The sequence below is a fragment of the Bradyrhizobium sp. RP6 genome (assembly GCF_003837805.1).
Classification (GTDB): domain Bacteria; phylum Pseudomonadota; class Alphaproteobacteria; order Rhizobiales; family Xanthobacteraceae; genus Bradyrhizobium.
The window spans coordinates 376,387-392,457 of the sequence record NZ_RQIT01000003.1 but is presented as its reverse complement, the minus strand read 5'-3'; the positions used below and the strand labels follow the sequence as shown (position 1 = coordinate 392,457).

Sequence of the window (16,071 nt, the reverse complement as noted above, 5' to 3'; positions counted from 1 at the left end):
GCGGGCGTCGAAACGACGCAGCGTGCGATGTGCGAGGTCACACGAGTGATCGTGCGCCGTGAGATGTATTGTCGCATCACCGGCGCTCATCGCGCCGCCGCCATCACTTCGCCGCGAATGACGCGATCGCCTCGTCTGCAGTGACGATGCGGGCGAATTCGCCGTTGAGGTTCGACAGCGTCATTGCGTGGATCTGTTCGGCGGAATGCGCCTCGCCGTCGGGCCCGATGCGGTCGAACGTCCAGGTCGCATCGCGCACCAGGCACGCATCGAAGCCGAGATTTCCAGCCATCCGCGTCGTCGTCTCGACGCAATGATTTGTCGTGGCGCCGCAGATGACGAGCGTGGCGATGTTGCTTGCGCGCAGACGCGTCTCGAGGTCCGTGCCGATGAAGGCGCTGTTGACGCGCTTGACGATCACCGGCTCGTGGTCCTGCTCGCGCGCCTCGTCCTTGACTGCGTGGCCGGAACGCGATGGCAGAAACGACGAATTCGGCCTAGTGCCTTCGTGGCGAATGTGGAAGATCGGCGCGCGGCTCGTCCTGAAGGCCTTCAGCAGATCGACGATGCGCGCCACCGCATCCGGATTGTTGCGCCGCTTGCCCGCCGCCTCCCATTCGTCGAATGCCCGCTGGACGTCGATGACGATGAGGGCGGGGAGGGAGGCGGTCATGATCGGAGCTCTCGTGCGGGCCGTTGAAGCGAATATGCGAGCCGGTCAGGGAAGCGCAATGCCAATCTTCCCTCGTTTCGCGACAGTTTCCGTGCCCCGGACGCAGCGCAGCGCTACGCGCTGCATCGCGCAGGACATCGGAACGGCTACGCGGGTTGCGGGAATTCTGTCTATGGATGCGGATCGGGAAAGCCGTGCCGCTCGGAGAGCGCGGCGAGGATCGCGTCCTTGTCGGCGATGAAGGCGCGGCCATGATCGCTGCCGGTCTGGTGCGGCGAAGTCGCCCCAGTCGCGAGCACGAGCAGCGGCAGCGATTGGTTCTCCTCGCCGACCAGCGCGATCACCGCTTGCCGCGGTCGTGGCCAGGGAATCCGCTCGACATCGAGCTTCTCGGCGAGCGCCGGAAACGAGGCCAGCACGCCCTCGATCAGCGCGCAATGCCAGCAATAGAATCGGCGTCCCGGAAAGGTCGGGTCCTCGAAGCCGGGACGCAGCAGAAACAGGCGGTCGCGGGTCATGGGTCGCTCCGAAGCATGGCCGCCTTGCTGAGGATCAAGGCGGCACAGTCTGGCCGGCCTACTTTCGAGGCCCCAAATGGTTGGGGGATCGAGAAGGTTAAGAAAGAACGCCATGCCGGGGTCGAACAGTCAACCGCAGTCGCTCGCTGACGTAACGACACTGCCGGAGCTCTTGCGCTGGCGCGTCCGTGCGACGCCGACGGCGGAGGCCTATCGCCATTTTGACGGCGCTGCCGGAGGCTGGGTCAGCCAGTCCTGGCAGGAAATCGATGCGGAATTCGAACGCTGGCGGCGAGCACTGGCTGCGGAGGGTTTTGCGGCCGGCGAGCGCGTCGCCATCCTGATGCCGAACGGCATTCCGCATGTCGCGATGGACCAGGCGGCGCTGTCGCGTGGGCTCGTGCCGGTGCCGATGCATGCCGTCGACAACCCCGACAGCATCGCCTACATCCTCGCCGATTCCGGTGCGCTGCTGCTGTTCGTGGATACGTTGTCGCGCTGGCAGGCGATCACCTCCACTGGCCAGCCGCTCGACCGTCTCAAGCGCATCGTTTGCGCGGATGCGGCGGGGCTTAGTGCTGCCGATGCCCGTATCGTCGCGCTCGATCGCTGGCTTGCGGAGCCCCGCAGCGCCGGCGCTCCGCTGGCTGACGTCACGGTCGAGCCGGGCGATCTTGCCGCCATCGTCTACACTTCGGGCACGACGGGCCGGCCTAAGGGCGTGATGCTGTCGCATGGCAACATCGTCGCCAACGTGAAGGCCGTCGCGCGGCGCATCGCGGCCGTGCCGAACGACGTCTTCTTGTCCTTTCTGCCGCTCTCGCACACCTTCGAGCGCACCGGTGGCTACTATTATCCGATCGCGGCGGGGGCCTGCGTCGCCTATGCGCGCTCGGTGTCGCAGCTCGGGGAAGACCTGAAAATCATACGGCCGACGGTGCTGGTCTCGGTGCCGCGCATCTATGAGCGCATCTACGCCCTGATCATGCAACATCGCGCGGCGGCCGGCGGCGCAGAACGCACGCTGCTCGATCTCGCGCTCGCCGTCGGAGGCCGGCGCTTCGATGCGCGGCACGGTCGCGGCTCGCAGGCGCTGTTCGACCGCCTCGCCTGGCCGCTCCTGAAGCGTTTCGTCGCCGACAAGGTGCTGGCCCAGTTCGGCGGACGCCTGCGCGTTGCGGTCTCCGGCGGCGCTCCGATTGCCGAGCCGGTCATCCGCGTGTTTCTCGCGCTCGGGCTCGACGTCCTTCAGGGCTACGGCATGACCGAGACCTCGCCGGTCGTTTCCGTCAATACGCCCGACGACAACGATCCGACCTCCGTCGGCCGCGTCTTGGACGGTATAGAGGTCAGGCTCGGCGAGCTCGACGAGCTGCTCGTGCGCGGGCCGAGCGTGATGCTCGGCTACTGGCACAAGCCGGAGGAGACGCGCAGGGTCAAGCAGGCCGACGGCTGGCTGCACACCGGCGATCAGGCCCGCATCGAGAACGGGCGCATCACCATCACCGGCCGCATCAAGGACATCCTGGTCACGTCGACCGGCGAGAAGATCGCGCCGGTGGATCTGGAGACCGCGATCCTCGCCGATCCCCTGTTCGAGCAGGCACTGGTGATCGGCGAACAGCGGCCGTTCCTCGCCGCGTTGGTCGTGCTGAATGCGAAAGCCTGGGTGCAGGAGAAAGAAAGGCTCGCGGCGGGCGGCAAGCAAGGCGCCGCGGCCGAACGGGCCGCGCTGCTGGCCAGAATAGCGGCCGCGGTGAAGGCCTATCCGTCCTACGCGACGCCGCGCGCGGTATGGTGGACGCTGGATCCGTGGACCATTGCCGGCGGCCTGCTCACGCCGACGCTGAAGAACAAGCGCCCCGCGCTCGAGCGCCGCTTCGCCGCCGAGATCGAGCAGATCTACGCCAGGAAGCCGGTGGCGATAACGTCGACGTGATTTCGCCTCCGGCCCCCCTTGATCCAGCGCAACTTCGGCCGCCGCCGCCCGATGCAATGTGGCCGCGACATTCGAAATGCAATCGAGGCAGGTCATGAAGGCGTATTTCATCGGCTGTGGCATTGGATCGCTCGCAGGTGCGGCGTTCCTCGTTCGCGACGCGCAGCTGCCGGGGCGCGACATCGTGATCTATGAGGCGCAGCCGCTGGTCGGCGGCAGCCTCGACGGCGCGCAGCTCGCGAACGGCGCCTATTCGCTGCGCGGCGGACGCATGCTCACCACCGGCCATTACGAATGCACCTGGGATCTGCTTTCGAGCATTCCCTCGCTCGAACATCCCGGCCTCAGCGTGCGCGACGAGACGATCGCCTTCAATGAAGCGAACCCGGCGCATTCCCGCGCGCGGCTGGTCGACCGCAACCGCTACAAGGTGGACGTCTCGAACATGGGCTTCTCCGCGCGCGACCGGATCGAGCTGCTGCGGCTCACCGAAGCTTCGGAGGAGACGCTCGGCAATAGCCGCATCACCGACTGGCTGTCGCCCGGATTCTTCGAGTCCAATTTCTGGTACATGTGGCAGACCACCTTCGCCTTCCAGCCCTGGCACAGCGCGGTCGAGCTGAAGCGCTATCTGCACCGCTTCATGAGCGAGTTTCCGCGCATCGAGACGCTCGGCGGCGTCAAGCGCACCGTCTACAATCAGTATGACGCGATCGTGCGGCCGCTCTCCGACTGGCTTAAGCGCCAGGGCGTGCAGTTCGTTCGCGGCACGCGCGTCACCGACATTGCGTTCGAGGCCGAAGGCGCGCGCTTGCGCGTGCGCCAGCTCACGCTCGATCGCGACAGCCGAACCGCCAATGTCCGGGTCGAGGACGGCGATCTCGTCTTCTTCCAGAACGGCTCGATGACGGACGCCTCGAGCCTGGGCACGATGACCGAGCCGCCGCCGCGCCTGACCAAGGCCGACAGTCAGGGCTGGGCCCTGTGGGAGACGATCGCGAAAGGACGTCCCGAATTCGGCAATCCGTCCGCGTTCAACAGCTCGATCCCCGAATCCTATTGGCTGTCCTTCACCGTCACCTGCCGCGATCCTCGATTCTTCGACCGGATGGAGGCGTTCTCCGGCAACAGGGCCGGCACCGGCGGCCTCGTCACGTTCAAGGATTCCAACTGGCTGATGTCGGTCGTGCTCTATCACCAGCCGCATTTCACGGGCCAGCCGAAAAACGTGCAGGTGTTCTGGGGCTATGCGCTGCATCCCGACCGCATCGGCAATTTCGTTGCAAAGCCGATGTCTGATTGCGGCGGCGCCGACATCCTGAAGGAGCTCTGCGGTCACCTGAACTTCGATCCCGCCGTGTTCGAGGATGCGATCTGCATTCCCTGCCGCATGCCCTACATCACCAGCATGTTCATGCCGCGCAACGCCGCCGACCGGCCGCTGCCGGTGCCCGAAAATTCCGTGAATCTCGCCTTCGTCAGCCAATTCGTCGAGATCCCTGATGACGTCGTGTTCACTGTCGAATATTCGGTGCGTGCGGCACAGATGGCGGTCTATCGGCTCATGAAGATCGATCGCCCGGTGCCGCCGGTGACGCGGCACGACAAGTCGCTCGCCGTGATCTTCGCGACGCTGGAAAAGGCGTTCACGTGATGGCTATTTGAACGGGTCCTGGATCGACGGCGCCGACTGGCGGATACGACGCACGCTGACCGGCGTGCCGTCGGAGACGAACAAGAGCTCGTATTTGCGGCCCTCGTTGTCGGTCGCCGAGCAGGTGACGTCGTTCACCTTCCTGGCGGCGAAATTGCCGGTCTGGCGACAGACGCCGGTCGAGGTCTGCTCGGCCGGCACCGGCAGGCCATCGACCCGGGGGCGGTGCTTGGAATTGAGCAGCATGCGGTCGATCGGCAGCTCGTAGGAATTGTCGTCGGCACGCTTGCCGTTCTCGCCCGAGAACGACACGACGTGGTTCGCATCGGCGGGATCATCGACCGCGACCGCGAAATTGACCCGGCCCTTGTCGCCGTGGGCGTAGGCCACCGTCTTGCAAGCATAGGTGCGGCCTGCGACCTTGAACGTCTTGCAGTGGCCGGAGATCAGCGCCAGGAGATCGATAAAGGCGTTCTGCTGCGCCTGCGGATTGTTGACCGGAACGGGTCGGGAAGTCTCGGCAAAACAAGGACTTGCCAAGGCCGTGATCAGGGCGGCGAGGACCGGTCGGCAGAGGCGCATCGTCGGGCTCGTGTGCCAGTGGGCCGTGGCGGCGGAATAGGCCCGTCCGATAACCATTGAACCGCAAATTGGTTGCGATCCCGTTTGCTCCGCAATTCCCGCCTGGAATACCACCGCGTCACCCCCGACGGCGCTTCGCCCAAATTGCCCAACCCGTCCGGCCGGCACATGCCACCAGGGCGGTGTTTTTTTCGTGGCGGAGCTAGCCTGTCGCCGCCTGCCAGCGCGCATCCCGAGGCGAGGGCCGGCGGTGCAGGCGGGCATCCAGCAGGGCGCGGGCGCGGGGCAGCTCGCCGCAGCGCATGAGCGCGACGATGTAGGTGTCCTCGATCAGCTCGCGCTGGGCATGGCTGCCGCCGATACGCACGACCTCGCCGAGGCCGGGCGCGAGGATCTGCACGCAAGTCCCGTAATCCTCATCGGCGAAAGCCGCGAGCGCGCGGCAGATTGCCGGTACCACGGGACCGGCGGGCAGCTTGCCGTCGGCGAGCCGCTGCTCGATCGCCGCAAGGCGTGCGGCGAGCGCGTCGCGGTCTTGCGTTGCGGCCGCGAACAGCGCCATGTGGACGTCGGCAAAGGACAGGCTCGGCTTCGGAAACAGCTTTTGCGCGGCGGTATCGGCCTCGCGCCACAGCGCCTTCGGCACGGCATGGCCGTAGGCCGACAGGCGCCAGAGCAGCGAGGCGCTATCGGTGACGACGTTGAGCGGCGGCGCCTGCGTGGCGGAGGGCTGAAGCACGTCGGCATAGATCGCCAGCGCCCGCGCCGCATCGCCATGCTCGAGCGCGCCCAGCGCCTGGTGCCAGCGGATATGGCTGTGCAGGATTCCGGCGCGGTCGTAAGTCGGGATCCATTCGTCGACGAGACGATCGGCCGCGTCGATCGAGCCGTCCTCGAACATCGCATGCAGCACCGCATGCACGGCGTGGGCATTCGCCCGGCGCAGATTGAAGCCGCGCTCGGTGACGGCGCGGCCGCGCGCCACGTCGCCATTCTCCGTCATCGCCCAGCCGGACATGGTGAGGAACCACCAGTCCTCACCATAATGCTGCGCAACGCGTTCGCAGAGCTCGTGCCGGGCGCGGTCGTGATCGGCCATGCCGGAGAAGGCGAACAGGCCGAACGCGCCGAGCGGCAGCGACAGCACGACGGCGTCGCGCGGCCATGCGTCGATGTGCTTCAGCGTCGATGCGATCGCCTCCGGCAGCCGGCCCTCGATCGCGAGCGCCAGCGTCTCGACATGCGAGCGCTCGCGCTCGCTGCCGCGCTTCATCACCAGCTCGCGCGCGAGCGCCGCCTTGCCTCGGGCGAGATCGCCCTGCTGGTAGAAGGCATGCACGCGGCCGCGGGCGATATGGGGAAGTGCGAAATCCGGGTCGGTCGCGATCGCGCGATCCAGCGTCTCCGCCGTGCCGGTCCAGCCCGCGAGCATGAGGTCGACGCCGTCGCGATAGGCGGCGGCTGCTTCCTGCGAGGTGGTCGAGAGCGGCAGGCCGTAGCGGTCTTCGAGCGGCATCGTCGTCTCCCACCCTTACGCCGTCCGCGCGCGGCGGCCCTCGATCGGATAGGCCGGGTCGTTGTAGCCCGGCGTCGAGGGATGGCCTGGCGTCACCAGCCGGTCGACCAGCGCCTCGTCCTCCGTGGTGAAGGAGTAATCGAGCGCGCTGATGTAGCCGTCCCATTGCTCCTCGGTGCGGGGACCGGCAATCACCGACGAGACGAAGGCGGAGTTCAGCACCCAGGCGACCGCGAACTGTCCGGCGGTGATGCCCTTCTTCTCCGCGTGAGTCTTGATCTCCTGCGCGAGGCGAAGCGATTCGGGCCGCCATTCGGTCTGCATCATGCGGGTGTCGTTGCGGCCTGCGCGCGTCTCCTTGTCGGGGACTGCATCGGGCTTGTACTTGCCGGTGAGCACGCCGCGCGCCAAGGGGCTGTAGGGCACGATGCCGAGACCGTCTCCCATGGGATTGGCGAGTTTTGTCGCGAGCACCCAAGCGTTGCGATTGCTGGCGATGGCGCGGCCGACAACTTCTTCGGAGCCACCTTTCGAATAGGCATCCGCCGTATCGATGAAGTTGATCCCGGCGCCGTGCGCCTTGTCGATGATCCGTTTTGACATGGCTTCATCCGTCGGTCCGCCGAACATCATGGTGCCCAGGCAAATCGGCGACACTTTCAGGCCAGTACGGCCGAGCTGACGGTATTGCATGGGCTATCCTTGCTGCTTCTTCGTGGGAGCAGCATAGCCAGCAACGCCCGTCATTGCGAGCGCAGCGAAGCAATCCAGAGATGTGTCTGCCGAGGGATTTTGGATTGCTTCGCTGCGCTCGCAATGACGGTGGGCACGCTTATGCCTTAGATTCAGTGTCATCGCCCGCGAAGGCGGGCGATCCAGTACTCCGAGACGGCTGTGATCGGTCGAGAGGCCGCGGCGTACAGGATTCCCCGCGTTCGCGGGGGAATGACAGCGTGTATGCAGTGAGCCGCGTTGCCGACCTGACCGCTTCGCCTACCCCGGCCCCTTCAAGATCTTGAACACGCCATTCGCCATTACGATGCAGCGACCGTCGACCGTCACCTCGGTGGTCATGAAGATCAGGCTGCGGGTCGAGCGGACCACGCGCGGGCGGGAGATCAGGATGTCGCCGATCTGGCCGGCCTCCACGAAATGAGTGTCGAGCTGCACCGTCGCCATGTACTCCTTGCCCGAGACATAGCGAGCGGTCATGCCGCAGGTGCGATCGGCGAACGTCATCATCACGCCGCCCTGGACCATGCCGCGGCGATTGTGATGCTTGTCTTCGGTCGCGAGCGCGAACTCGTAATGGCCGTCGACCTTGCGCTCCCACAAGGGGCCGATCAGGTGCAGGAAGCCCGTGGTCTGCAGGATGCTCCAGCCGTCTGATTTCAGCCTTGCGGCAGCCTTGGTGGTCATGTCGTCGTCCGTTCCTGTGCGGGCCTTGCGGGCGCATTTCATCGGGGCCGAACGTGGTGTAGTCAAGCATCATGAGACCGTTCGACGATGCCACACGACGGAATATCGCGGATGCCTGCGCAGCCTTCACGCGCCTGCAGGAGGATGATGCGCGGGCGGGGCTGAAGCGCGCCGCGGTTGCGGTTGCGTTGACCGCGAGCGAGGGCGACGACACTGCGCTGCTGCTCACGCTGCGCGCATCACATCTGCGCGCCCATCGCGGTCAATGGGCGCTCCCGGGCGGTCGCTGCGATCCCGGCGAGACGCCGGTCGAGGCGGCGCTGCGCGAGCTCGACGAGGAGCTGGGCCTTCGCCTCACGAATGCGGATGTGCTCGGCACGCTCGACGACTATCCGACGCGTTCCGGCTATCTGATCACGCCGGTCGTGGTCTGGGCCGCAGGCAACGCCGCGATCCGGCCGAACCCGGAGGAGGTCGCCTCCGTGCATCGCATCGCGCTGGCGACGATCGAGCGCGAGGACGCTTTTGATTTCGTCGCGATCCCCGAAAGCGCGCGGCGCGTGATCCGCTTCCATCACCAGATGAGCCTGATCCACGCCCCGACGGCGGCGCTGATCTACCAGTTCCGCGAGGTGCTGGCGGGGCGGCAGACCCGCGTCACCGACCTGGAACAACCGGTGTTTGCCTGGAAGTGATGGTAAACGGCGCGTTAACGTGACGGTTACCGGATGCCTGCTAAGAGGGCAGCATGCATCGATCGATTCGAAAGAGCCTGGCGCTGGTTCCACTCGCGCTCGTCATGATCTCACCCGCCGCGCGCGGAGGCGAGGCCGGCACGCTGCCGACGGCCGTTCGCAATGCCAACGCCCAGCTGCTGTCGCAGTTTTTCGCGCAAGGTGCCTCACCGGCCGTGCTCGAATATCGCCGCAAGCTCGCGGAGTATCAGGCCGCGCGCGCCGCCTTTGATGCCGAGGCCGGGGCCTATTGGAGCCAGATCTCCGAGAAGCGGAAGACGCGCAACGCCAAGCGGCGCAATGGGCAGCAGATTACGCTCGACGATTACGTTCTGGAGCATCCGCCGCTCTATGCCGGACCGAAGCGCCCGGTGAACCCGGAGCCGGAGGAAACGCCGGAGCGGCCGCCCCGAAAGCCTATTCCGGTGGTCGCCGATTTCCTGCGCGCGGCGCAGGAGCTCTACCAGTTCACGCCGCAGCGCCCGTCCAGCGAGGTCGAGTTCAAGCGCGCCTATGCGCGCTATGCGCTCGCCTCGGGGCTTACGCGCGAGCAGGCTGTGCGGGTCTATTCGTTCGAGACTGGCGGCACCGGCAGCTACGATGTGCAGGCGGGCATCGAGCACGGCGGCAAGCGCGCGATCTCGACGGCGATGGGTTACAATCAACTCCTGACCACCAACAGCGTGGAGCTGCTGGCCGAGCAGGGCCATGAACTCATCCGCGCGCTTTCGGACAAGCTGGCGCGGACATCAGGGCCAGCGCGGCATGCGCTCGAGCACAAGCTCACTGTCCTGAAGAAAATGGTGGCTCATGCGAAGTCGGTGCCCGACACCTGGTCGGAGCACGAGAAGATTGGCAACACTCCGCAGGGCTGGGCGATGCACGCGATGGTGCTCGACGTCGATGTCGGCCCGATGCTGCAGACCCACAAGCTGCTCACTTCCGTGCTGTTCGCCCGCGCCAAGGGCTACACCCGACCGCTCTCCGCGGCGGAGCTCGAAATGATGAACCTCACCGGCGACGGCACCGGTCTCGATATGGTGACGATGCCGCAGGCGATGCGCGAGAAGGTGCCGACCTCGAACTTCTTCCAGCGCGGCGGCTACGAGCGCAATCCGGTCGCGATCCGCCACAACACGGTGGCCAAGCTGCTTGCCGTCACCGACGAGCGGATGGACTCGAACAGCAGCAAAGCCGGCGCGCGGGAGCTCGCGGGGGCGTTTTAGCTCTCAGTCCGCCACGTTCTCCGCTGTCATGCCCCGGCTCGACCGGGGCATCCAGTACGCCGCAGCCTCTTGATTCAATTGCTGCGGCCTCTGGAATGCTGGATCACCCGCTTTCGCGGGTGATGACACCGAGCACGTGGTGCGGCAATCGGCGACAGCCGATCAGACTTTACTGATCCGGGCCGAACTTGAATTTGCCGTCGCCCTCCAGATAAGGGCCGCTGCGCATGTAGAGCTGGCCGTTCTGGCCGATGAAGAACAGCGTGCCCTTCGGCACCTTCTTGGCTCCCTTCAGGAGCTCGCCGGCGTTGCTGGTACCCATCTTGTAGGAATAGGTTTTGCCGTCCCTGTCATAGGCATAGCCCATGTCGGGCTTGAGCTCCCAGGGCGTCGCTCCGGTTTGCGCCAATGCGGGCCCTGCGCATGTGCCGAGCGTGGCTACGATTGCAAATGTCTTGGTTGAAAATGCCGTCATCCCATCCTCCCACGGTCGGGACATTTCAGGCTTGAACAAATCACGAACAGTGCCGCCGGGTCAATTTGCGAAAGCGCCGCAGCGCATCACGTTACCCAGCAGCTTGTGATTTTCCCTCCGTCCCCTCGCGACTATGGTCCGCTTTCCGTCTAGAACGCAATTCGACAAAATTACGGGTAGGGATGATTCGGATGCGCCATGTGATCAAGCTTTGCTGGGCTGCTGCATTGTCGCTGGCGGCGATGGCGCCGGCGGCCCGGGCCGATGATTACCAGCTCAGCCATAATCAGCGCATTTCGTGCAGCCGCGGCCTTGCCCCGGGCAAGCTGAACACGGCGACCTGCAAGTCCTACACCTATCTCTTCAACACCAAGACCTCCGAATATTTCCGCTGCCAGGTTTCGCTGGCGCTGACCCGCGACAACAAGGAGGTCATCAATGTCCAGACCGACGGCGGCTGCACCAGGAAGCCGCGCATCTTCGAGACCGACGGACGTTACGACTTCGACGCGACCGAGACCGAGCCGCCGAACACCAACTCGTTCTTCGGTCCCGGCGGTTATTCGGTGTGGGCCGCCGACGTCACCGCGCAGAAAGTGCGCGGCTGCATCATCATCTCTTCCGGCCTCGGCTCCGACATCTCCAAATGTCTGGACATGACGTTCCAGTGAGGGATTGCCATTAACGGTGCGCTCCCTCCACAGCTTGCGGCGGTCATCGCACTGATACAGCTCCGGACCACGGCTGCGCCATCTCGCCGCAGCCGGGTTCCCTAAACATGGAGCCGGAACGGCCATTTGCCGCAGTCCTGTTTTGCCTTTTGGATGGGTTGACCCGCACCCTTCATCCGGCCAATTTCGCGGCCGGTTTGGGGAGTACAACAACCATGAAACGGACGATTTTCGGCGTGGCCGCGGCTCTTGCTCTGGCGGCGTCGGCACCTTGCGCGCATGCGCAATCCTTCATCAACGTGCTGACCGGCGGCACCTCGGGCGTCTACTATCCGCTTGGCGTCGCAATCGGTAAGATCTACGGCGAGAAGATTCCGAACGTGAAGACGCAGGTGCAGGCCACCAAGGCGTCGGTCGAGAATCTGATCCTGCTGCAGCAGGGGCGCGGCGAACTGGCGTTCACGCTGGGCGACTCGCTGAAAGCGGCCTGGGACGGCGAGGAGGAGGCGGGCTTCAAGACCAAGCTCGACAAGCTCAGGACCATCGGCGCAATCTATCCGAACTACATCCAGATCGTCGCGACCGCCGACAGCGGCATCAAGACGCTGGCCGACCTCAAGGGCAAGAGCCTGTCGGTCGGCGCGCCGAAATCCGGCACGGAGCTGAACTCGCGCGCGATCCTCGCGGCCGCCGGCATGAGCTACAAGGATCTCGGCAAGGTCGAGTATCTGCCCTTCGCCGAATCCGTCGATCTCATGAAGAACCGCCAGCTCGCCGCGACGCTGCAATCGGCCGGCCTTGGTGTCGCCTCGCTGAAGGACCTGTCGACCTCGAGCCCGATCACGGTGGTGTCGGTGCCGAAGGAGACCGTCGACAAGATCGGCCCGCCCTTCATCTCCGCGATCATTCCCGCTAACACCTATACCGGCCAGGACAAGGCCGTCCCGACGGCTGCTGTCGTGAACTATCTCGTGACCAGCTCGGCGGTGTCGGACGATCTCGCTTATCAGATGACCAAGCTGGTCTACGAGTCGCTGCCCGAACTCGTCAATGCGCACGCGGCCGGCAAGGAGATCAAGCTCGAGACCGCGGCCGCCGGCAGCCCGGTTCCGCTGCACCCCGGCGCGATCCGCTATTACAAGGAAAAAGGGCTGATCAAGTAATACAGGTGTCATGGCCGGGCTTGACCCGGCCATCCATCTTCCAGGACTCATCTTTGATGGATGCCCGGGTCAAGCCGGGCATGACGATTTCAGGGCGCGGGAATATCGATGTCGCAGGCAAAGGCCACCGAGGCCCCCATCAAGGTCGAGTTCGACAATTTCGAGCATGGCTTCCCGGAAGGTTTCGGTCCGGGCTGGTGGGGCCAGCTCGCCTACTGGATCGGCATCGCCTTTGCCACATTCCAGCTCTATGTCGCCGCCTTCAACTATCTGCCGAGTCAGGTGGTCCGCGGCGTCCATGTCGGCTTCCTCGTTCTGCTCACGTTCGGCCTGATCGCCAACTTCACTGCGAAGAGCAATTTCGGCCGTGCGCTCGGCTGGGTGATCGGCGGCGCCGGCTTCTTCTGCGGCCTCTATCAGTGGATCTTCTACGCGGATCTGATCGCGCGCGACGGCGATCCGACCCGGCTCGATCTGGTGGTCGGCACGCTGCTCGCGGTGCTGATATTCGAGGGTACGCGGCGCCTGATGGGCGCGGCGCTGCCGCTGATGTGCGGCGCGTGCCTGCTGTATTGGTTCTTCGGCCAATACCTGCCGTCGCCGCTCAATCATCGCGGCTATGATTTCGACCAGATCGTCACACATCTGTCGTTCGGCACCGAAGGTTTCTACGGTGTGCCGATCTACGTCTCGGCGACCTACATCTTCCTGTTCATCCTGTTCGGCTCGTTCCTGGAGCGCGCCGGCATGATCCAGCTCTTCACCGACGTCTCGCTAGGCCTGTTCGGCCGCACCCGTGGCGGGCCTGCCAAGGTCGCGGTGTTCGCCTCGGGGATGATGGGCACCATCTCGGGCTCGGGTGTTGCCAATGTCGTCACCGTCGGCCAGTTCACGATTCCCTTGATGATCCGGTTCGGTTACCGCCGCGCCTTCGCCGCCGGCGTCGAGGCGACGGCGTCGATGGGCGGTCAGATCATGCCTCCGGTGATGGGCGCGGTCGCCTTCATCATGGCGGAGACGCTGGGCGTTCAGTACTCGGAGATCGTCAAGGCCGCCGCGATCCCTGCGATTCTGTATTTCGCCTCGGCCTTCTGGATGGTGCATCTGGAAGCCGGCAAGCACGGTCTCGTCGGCATGAAGCGCTCGGAGATCCCGAGCGCCTGGAAGGCGCTGGTGACGCGCTGGTACCTCGTGCTGCCGCTCGCCGCGCTCGTCTACATGCTGTTCGAAGGCTTCACGCCGCTCTATGCCGGCAGCATGGGTCTCGCGCTGACCGTTGCGCTGATCCTCGGGACCAGCATCACCGCAGGCGTCTCGGCGACGGTCATCCGCTACATCTTCTGGATCGGGCTGGCCCTGGTCGTCGCCGCGCTGTCGCGCGACGGCCTCCAGATCGTTCCGGTCGCGTGCGTCGTGGTCGGGCTGATCGTGATCACCACGTTCGTCCGCGGCGGTTTTGCAGCCTTGCGCGCCTGTCGCGATGCGCTGGCTGAAAGCGCAAAATCCGCCATCACGGTCGGCATGGCCTGCGCCATCGTCGGCGTCATCATCGGCATGATGTCGCAGACCGGTGTCGGCACCATCTTCGGCGGCTGGGTGATTGGTCTCGGCGAGAAGAGCCTGTTCCTGGCGCTGGTCATGACCATGCTGCTGTCGATCCTGCTCGGCACCGGCATTCCGACCATTCCGACCTACATCATCACCGCCGCGCTCGCCGCGCCGGCCCTCGCCAAGCTCGGCGTGCCCTTGATCGCGAGCCACATGTTCGCGTTCTACTACGGCATCATGGCCGACCTTTCGCCGCCGGTGGCGCTGGCCGCGCTTGCGGCGGCGCCGATCGCAAAGGAGAACCCGGACAAGATCGGCTGGGAGGCGATGCGCATCGCGCTCGCCGGTTACGTCATCCCCTTCATCTTCGTCTACTCGCCGGCTCTGATGCTCCAGGCCGGCGATCCCATGGCAGCCGAGCTCGGCTTCTATGGCGCCGTGGCGCTGGCAGCCACCAAGGCACTGGTGGCGATCGGCCTGTTCGGCATGGTCGCGATCGGCTTCCTGTTCACGCGGCTGACGCTGATCGCGCGCCTCGTTGCGCTCGGCGCCGCGTTCTGCCTGCTCGGCGAATTCCCGTTCAGCGACACCGCGGGGTTCGTGCTCGCTGCTGCGCTCGTGCTGTGGCAATGGCGGCAGCGCCCGCCGGCGGCGGTCGAGGCGGCGTGAGCTTCTGCTTCGCAACGGCATCAGGCGTGAAGGCGCTGGCGTTATCCGCTTTCACGCTGGCCTGGACGCATTCGATCGCGAAGGTCGAATGGCAGGAAGACTGGCGTGTCACGCCCGCCGGCCTCGAACTGGTGCAGGCCCGCGTCAAGGGCACCGGCCCCGGCATGGAGCCGCCGCGCGAGGCGCGGCTCGTCGACGGCTGGTTTCAATGGCGGCCGCAGCGTTCGCCGATGCACGAGGTCGTGCTCGGTAACTCCGGTGCGGCCGGGGAGTGGCGGTTGTGCCATGACGGGAAGTGCCGGACATTGTCGGAGATTGTCGGGCATCCGATCGGTGCTAACGTCACCACGATGAAAATCTGCAGCGATCCGTAGCCCGGAACGCAGCGATATCCGCGAATGGTGACCCCGGATATCGCTACGCTCCGGGCTACAAAAACAGCAAGGGGAGACACATAATGGATCGGCTCAAGGGCAAGGTTGCGATGGTGGTGGGCGCCGGCTCGATTGGCCCCGGCTGGGGCAATGGCAAGGCGACCGCGGTGACGTTCGCCCGCGAGGGCGCGCAGGTGTTTTGCGTCGATCGCAATGGTGCTGCGGCCGAGGAGACCGCGAAGATCATCGCCGGGGAAGGCGGCAAGGCGACGGCGTTCACCGCTGACGTGTCGCGCGCAAGTGAGATCGAGGCGATGGTCGCAGCGTGCCTGAAGGCCTATGGCCGCATCGACGTGCTCGACAACAATGTCGGCATCGCCGAGATGGGCAGCGTGGTCGAGGTGAGCGAGGAGAGCTGGGACCGCGTCTTCAGCGTCAACCTCAAGAGCGCCTATCTCGCCATGAAGCACGTCATCCCCGTCATGGTGAAGCAGCGCGGCGGCTCGATCATCAACATCTCCTCGATCGCCTCGATCCGCCACATGGGCATCTCCTACGTCACCTACGGCACCTCGAAGGCGGCGATGAACCAGATGACGCGCACCACGGCGATCGAGTTCGCGCGCCACCATGTGCGGGTCAACGCGATCCTGCCCGGCCTGATGAAGACGCCGATGGTCGAACATTCAGCGGGGCTCGCCGCCAGCTACGCCAAGGGCGACGTGGAAGCGATGTGGCGCGCGCGCGATGCGCAGGTGCCGATGGGCCACATGGGCGATGCCTTCGACGTCGCCAACGCCGCGCTGTTCCTGGCCTCTGACGAGTCGAAATACGTGACGGGTATCGAGCTCGTTGTAGACGGCGGGATCACGTGCAAGGCAGGGGCGTAGTTCCAATCTCCACCGTCATC

At 65.3% G+C, this 16,071-nt stretch carries 16 protein-coding genes; 9 read left to right on the top strand and 7 right to left on the bottom strand.

Annotated elements, in window-relative coordinates:
• Positions 1-103: 103 nt before the first annotated feature.
• Positions 104-673 (bottom strand): cysteine hydrolase family protein, encoded by a 570-nt coding sequence (locus tag EHH60_RS10710; protein ID WP_124159423.1) that lies wholly within the window; start codon positions 671-673, stop codon positions 104-106.
• Between the two features lie 170 nt (positions 674-843).
• A complete protein-coding gene (locus EHH60_RS10705) occupies positions 844-1,191 on the bottom strand; it encodes a DUF3088 domain-containing protein (protein ID WP_124159422.1) in 348 nt (115 codons plus the stop codon).
• A 112-nt stretch (positions 1,192-1,303) separates the two neighbouring features.
• Between EHH60_RS10705 and EHH60_RS10700 the strand changes: the two genes are divergently transcribed.
• A complete protein-coding gene (locus EHH60_RS10700) occupies positions 1,304-3,130 on the top strand; it encodes an AMP-dependent synthetase/ligase (protein ID WP_199751399.1) in 1,827 nt (608 codons plus the stop codon).
• Between the two features lie 94 nt (positions 3,131-3,224).
• Positions 3,225-4,784 (top strand): oleate hydratase, encoded by a 1,560-nt coding sequence (locus EHH60_RS10695; RefSeq protein ID WP_245454449.1) that lies wholly within the window; start codon positions 3,225-3,227, stop codon positions 4,782-4,784.
• Between the two features lie 3 nt (positions 4,785-4,787).
• Here the strand turns inward: EHH60_RS10695 and EHH60_RS10690 are convergent, their stop codons facing one another.
• The 4 genes from EHH60_RS10690 to EHH60_RS10675 all read right to left on the bottom strand — a co-directional run bounded on the left by EHH60_RS10690 (position 4,788) and on the right by EHH60_RS10675 (position 8,301).
• The gene (locus EHH60_RS10690; RefSeq protein WP_124159419.1) at positions 4,788-5,366 is read right to left on the bottom strand and encodes a hypothetical protein; all 579 of its coding nucleotides are present in this window, start codon (positions 5,364-5,366) and stop codon (positions 4,788-4,790) included.
• A 202-nt stretch (positions 5,367-5,568) separates the two neighbouring features.
• Positions 5,569-6,882, bottom strand: a complete 1,314-nt coding sequence (locus EHH60_RS10685) for a tetratricopeptide repeat protein (protein WP_124159418.1) — start codon at positions 6,880-6,882, stop codon at positions 5,569-5,571.
• Positions 6,883-6,897: 15 nt separating this feature from the next.
• A complete protein-coding gene (locus EHH60_RS10680) occupies positions 6,898-7,575 on the bottom strand; it encodes an aldo/keto reductase (protein ID WP_124159417.1) in 678 nt (225 codons plus the stop codon).
• Between the two features lie 300 nt (positions 7,576-7,875).
• Positions 7,876-8,301, bottom strand: a complete 426-nt coding sequence (locus EHH60_RS10675; protein WP_124159416.1) for a PaaI family thioesterase — start codon at positions 8,299-8,301, stop codon at positions 7,876-7,878.
• A gap of 68 nt (positions 8,302-8,369) precedes the next feature.
• Here EHH60_RS10675 and EHH60_RS10670 point away from each other — a divergent pair, with 68 nt between their 5' ends.
• Both EHH60_RS10670 and EHH60_RS10665 read left to right on the top strand, forming a co-directional pair.
• Positions 8,370-8,996 carry an NUDIX hydrolase gene (locus EHH60_RS10670; RefSeq protein ID WP_124159415.1) on the top strand — a complete coding sequence of 209 codons (627 nt, stop codon included), beginning with the start codon at positions 8,370-8,372 and terminating at the stop codon, positions 8,994-8,996.
• A 53-nt stretch (positions 8,997-9,049) separates the two neighbouring features.
• Positions 9,050-10,261: a hypothetical protein gene (locus EHH60_RS10665; RefSeq protein ID WP_124159414.1), complete on the top strand. Its 1,212-nt coding sequence runs from the start codon at positions 9,050-9,052 to the stop codon at positions 10,259-10,261.
• Between the two features lie 169 nt (positions 10,262-10,430).
• Here the strand turns inward: EHH60_RS10665 and EHH60_RS10660 are convergent, their stop codons facing one another.
• Positions 10,431-10,736 (bottom strand): hypothetical protein, encoded by a 306-nt coding sequence (locus EHH60_RS10660; RefSeq protein WP_124159413.1) that lies wholly within the window; start codon positions 10,734-10,736, stop codon positions 10,431-10,433.
• A gap of 191 nt (positions 10,737-10,927) precedes the next feature.
• Here EHH60_RS10660 and EHH60_RS10655 point away from each other — a divergent pair, with 191 nt between their 5' ends.
• The 5 genes from EHH60_RS10655 (at position 10,928) to EHH60_RS10635 (ending at position 16,051) form a co-directional block, all read left to right on the top strand.
• Positions 10,928-11,407, top strand: coding sequence for a hypothetical protein (locus tag EHH60_RS10655; RefSeq protein WP_124159412.1), 480 nt, complete (start codon positions 10,928-10,930; stop codon positions 11,405-11,407).
• Positions 11,408-11,622: 215 nt separating this feature from the next.
• The gene (locus tag EHH60_RS10650) at positions 11,623-12,570 is read left to right on the top strand and encodes a TAXI family TRAP transporter solute-binding subunit (protein ID WP_124159411.1); all 948 of its coding nucleotides are present in this window, start codon (positions 11,623-11,625) and stop codon (positions 12,568-12,570) included.
• Positions 12,571-12,678: 108 nt separating this feature from the next.
• On the top strand, positions 12,679-14,787 hold the full coding sequence (locus tag EHH60_RS10645; RefSeq protein WP_124159410.1) for a TRAP transporter permease: 2,109 nt from the start codon (positions 12,679-12,681) through the stop codon (positions 14,785-14,787).
• A complete protein-coding gene (locus EHH60_RS10640; protein ID WP_124159409.1) occupies positions 14,748-15,161 on the top strand; it encodes a DUF1850 domain-containing protein in 414 nt (137 codons plus the stop codon). The genes EHH60_RS10645 and EHH60_RS10640 overlap by 40 nt, the downstream gene beginning before the upstream one ends.
• A gap of 83 nt (positions 15,162-15,244) precedes the next feature.
• Positions 15,245-16,051 carry an SDR family NAD(P)-dependent oxidoreductase gene (locus EHH60_RS10635; RefSeq protein ID WP_124159408.1) on the top strand — a complete coding sequence of 269 codons (807 nt, stop codon included), beginning with the start codon at positions 15,245-15,247 and terminating at the stop codon, positions 16,049-16,051.
• The last annotated feature ends 20 nt before the right edge of the window (positions 16,052-16,071 follow it).

Coding starts and splice junctions, on each gene's coding strand:
- EHH60_RS10710 (WP_124159423.1), bottom strand. CDS start 673: ATGACCGCCTCCCTCCCCGCCCTCATCGTCATCGACGTCCAGCGGGCA.
- EHH60_RS10705 (WP_124159422.1), bottom strand. CDS start 1,191: ATGACCCGCGACCGCCTGTTTCTGCTGCGTCCCGGCTTCGAGGACCCG.
- EHH60_RS10700 (WP_199751399.1), top strand. CDS start 1,304: ATGCCGGGGTCGAACAGTCAACCGCAGTCGCTCGCTGACGTAACGACA.
- EHH60_RS10695 (WP_245454449.1), top strand. CDS start 3,225: ATGAAGGCGTATTTCATCGGCTGTGGCATTGGATCGCTCGCAGGTGCG.
- EHH60_RS10690 (WP_124159419.1), bottom strand. CDS start 5,366: ATGCGCCTCTGCCGACCGGTCCTCGCCGCCCTGATCACGGCCTTGGCA.
- EHH60_RS10685 (WP_124159418.1), bottom strand. CDS start 6,882: ATGCCGCTCGAAGACCGCTACGGCCTGCCGCTCTCGACCACCTCGCAG.
- EHH60_RS10680 (WP_124159417.1), bottom strand. CDS start 7,575: ATGCAATACCGTCAGCTCGGCCGTACTGGCCTGAAAGTGTCGCCGATT.
- EHH60_RS10675 (WP_124159416.1), bottom strand. CDS start 8,301: ATGACCACCAAGGCTGCCGCAAGGCTGAAATCAGACGGCTGGAGCATC.
- EHH60_RS10665 (WP_124159414.1), top strand. CDS start 9,050: ATGCATCGATCGATTCGAAAGAGCCTGGCGCTGGTTCCACTCGCGCTC.
- EHH60_RS10660 (WP_124159413.1), bottom strand. CDS start 10,736: ATGACGGCATTTTCAACCAAGACATTTGCAATCGTAGCCACGCTCGGC.
- EHH60_RS10655 (WP_124159412.1), top strand. CDS start 10,928: ATGCGCCATGTGATCAAGCTTTGCTGGGCTGCTGCATTGTCGCTGGCG.
- EHH60_RS10650 (WP_124159411.1), top strand. CDS start 11,623: ATGAAACGGACGATTTTCGGCGTGGCCGCGGCTCTTGCTCTGGCGGCG.
- EHH60_RS10645 (WP_124159410.1), top strand. CDS start 12,679: ATGTCGCAGGCAAAGGCCACCGAGGCCCCCATCAAGGTCGAGTTCGAC.
- EHH60_RS10640 (WP_124159409.1), top strand. CDS start 14,748: ATGGCGGCAGCGCCCGCCGGCGGCGGTCGAGGCGGCGTGAGCTTCTGC.
- EHH60_RS10635 (WP_124159408.1), top strand. CDS start 15,245: ATGGATCGGCTCAAGGGCAAGGTTGCGATGGTGGTGGGCGCCGGCTCG.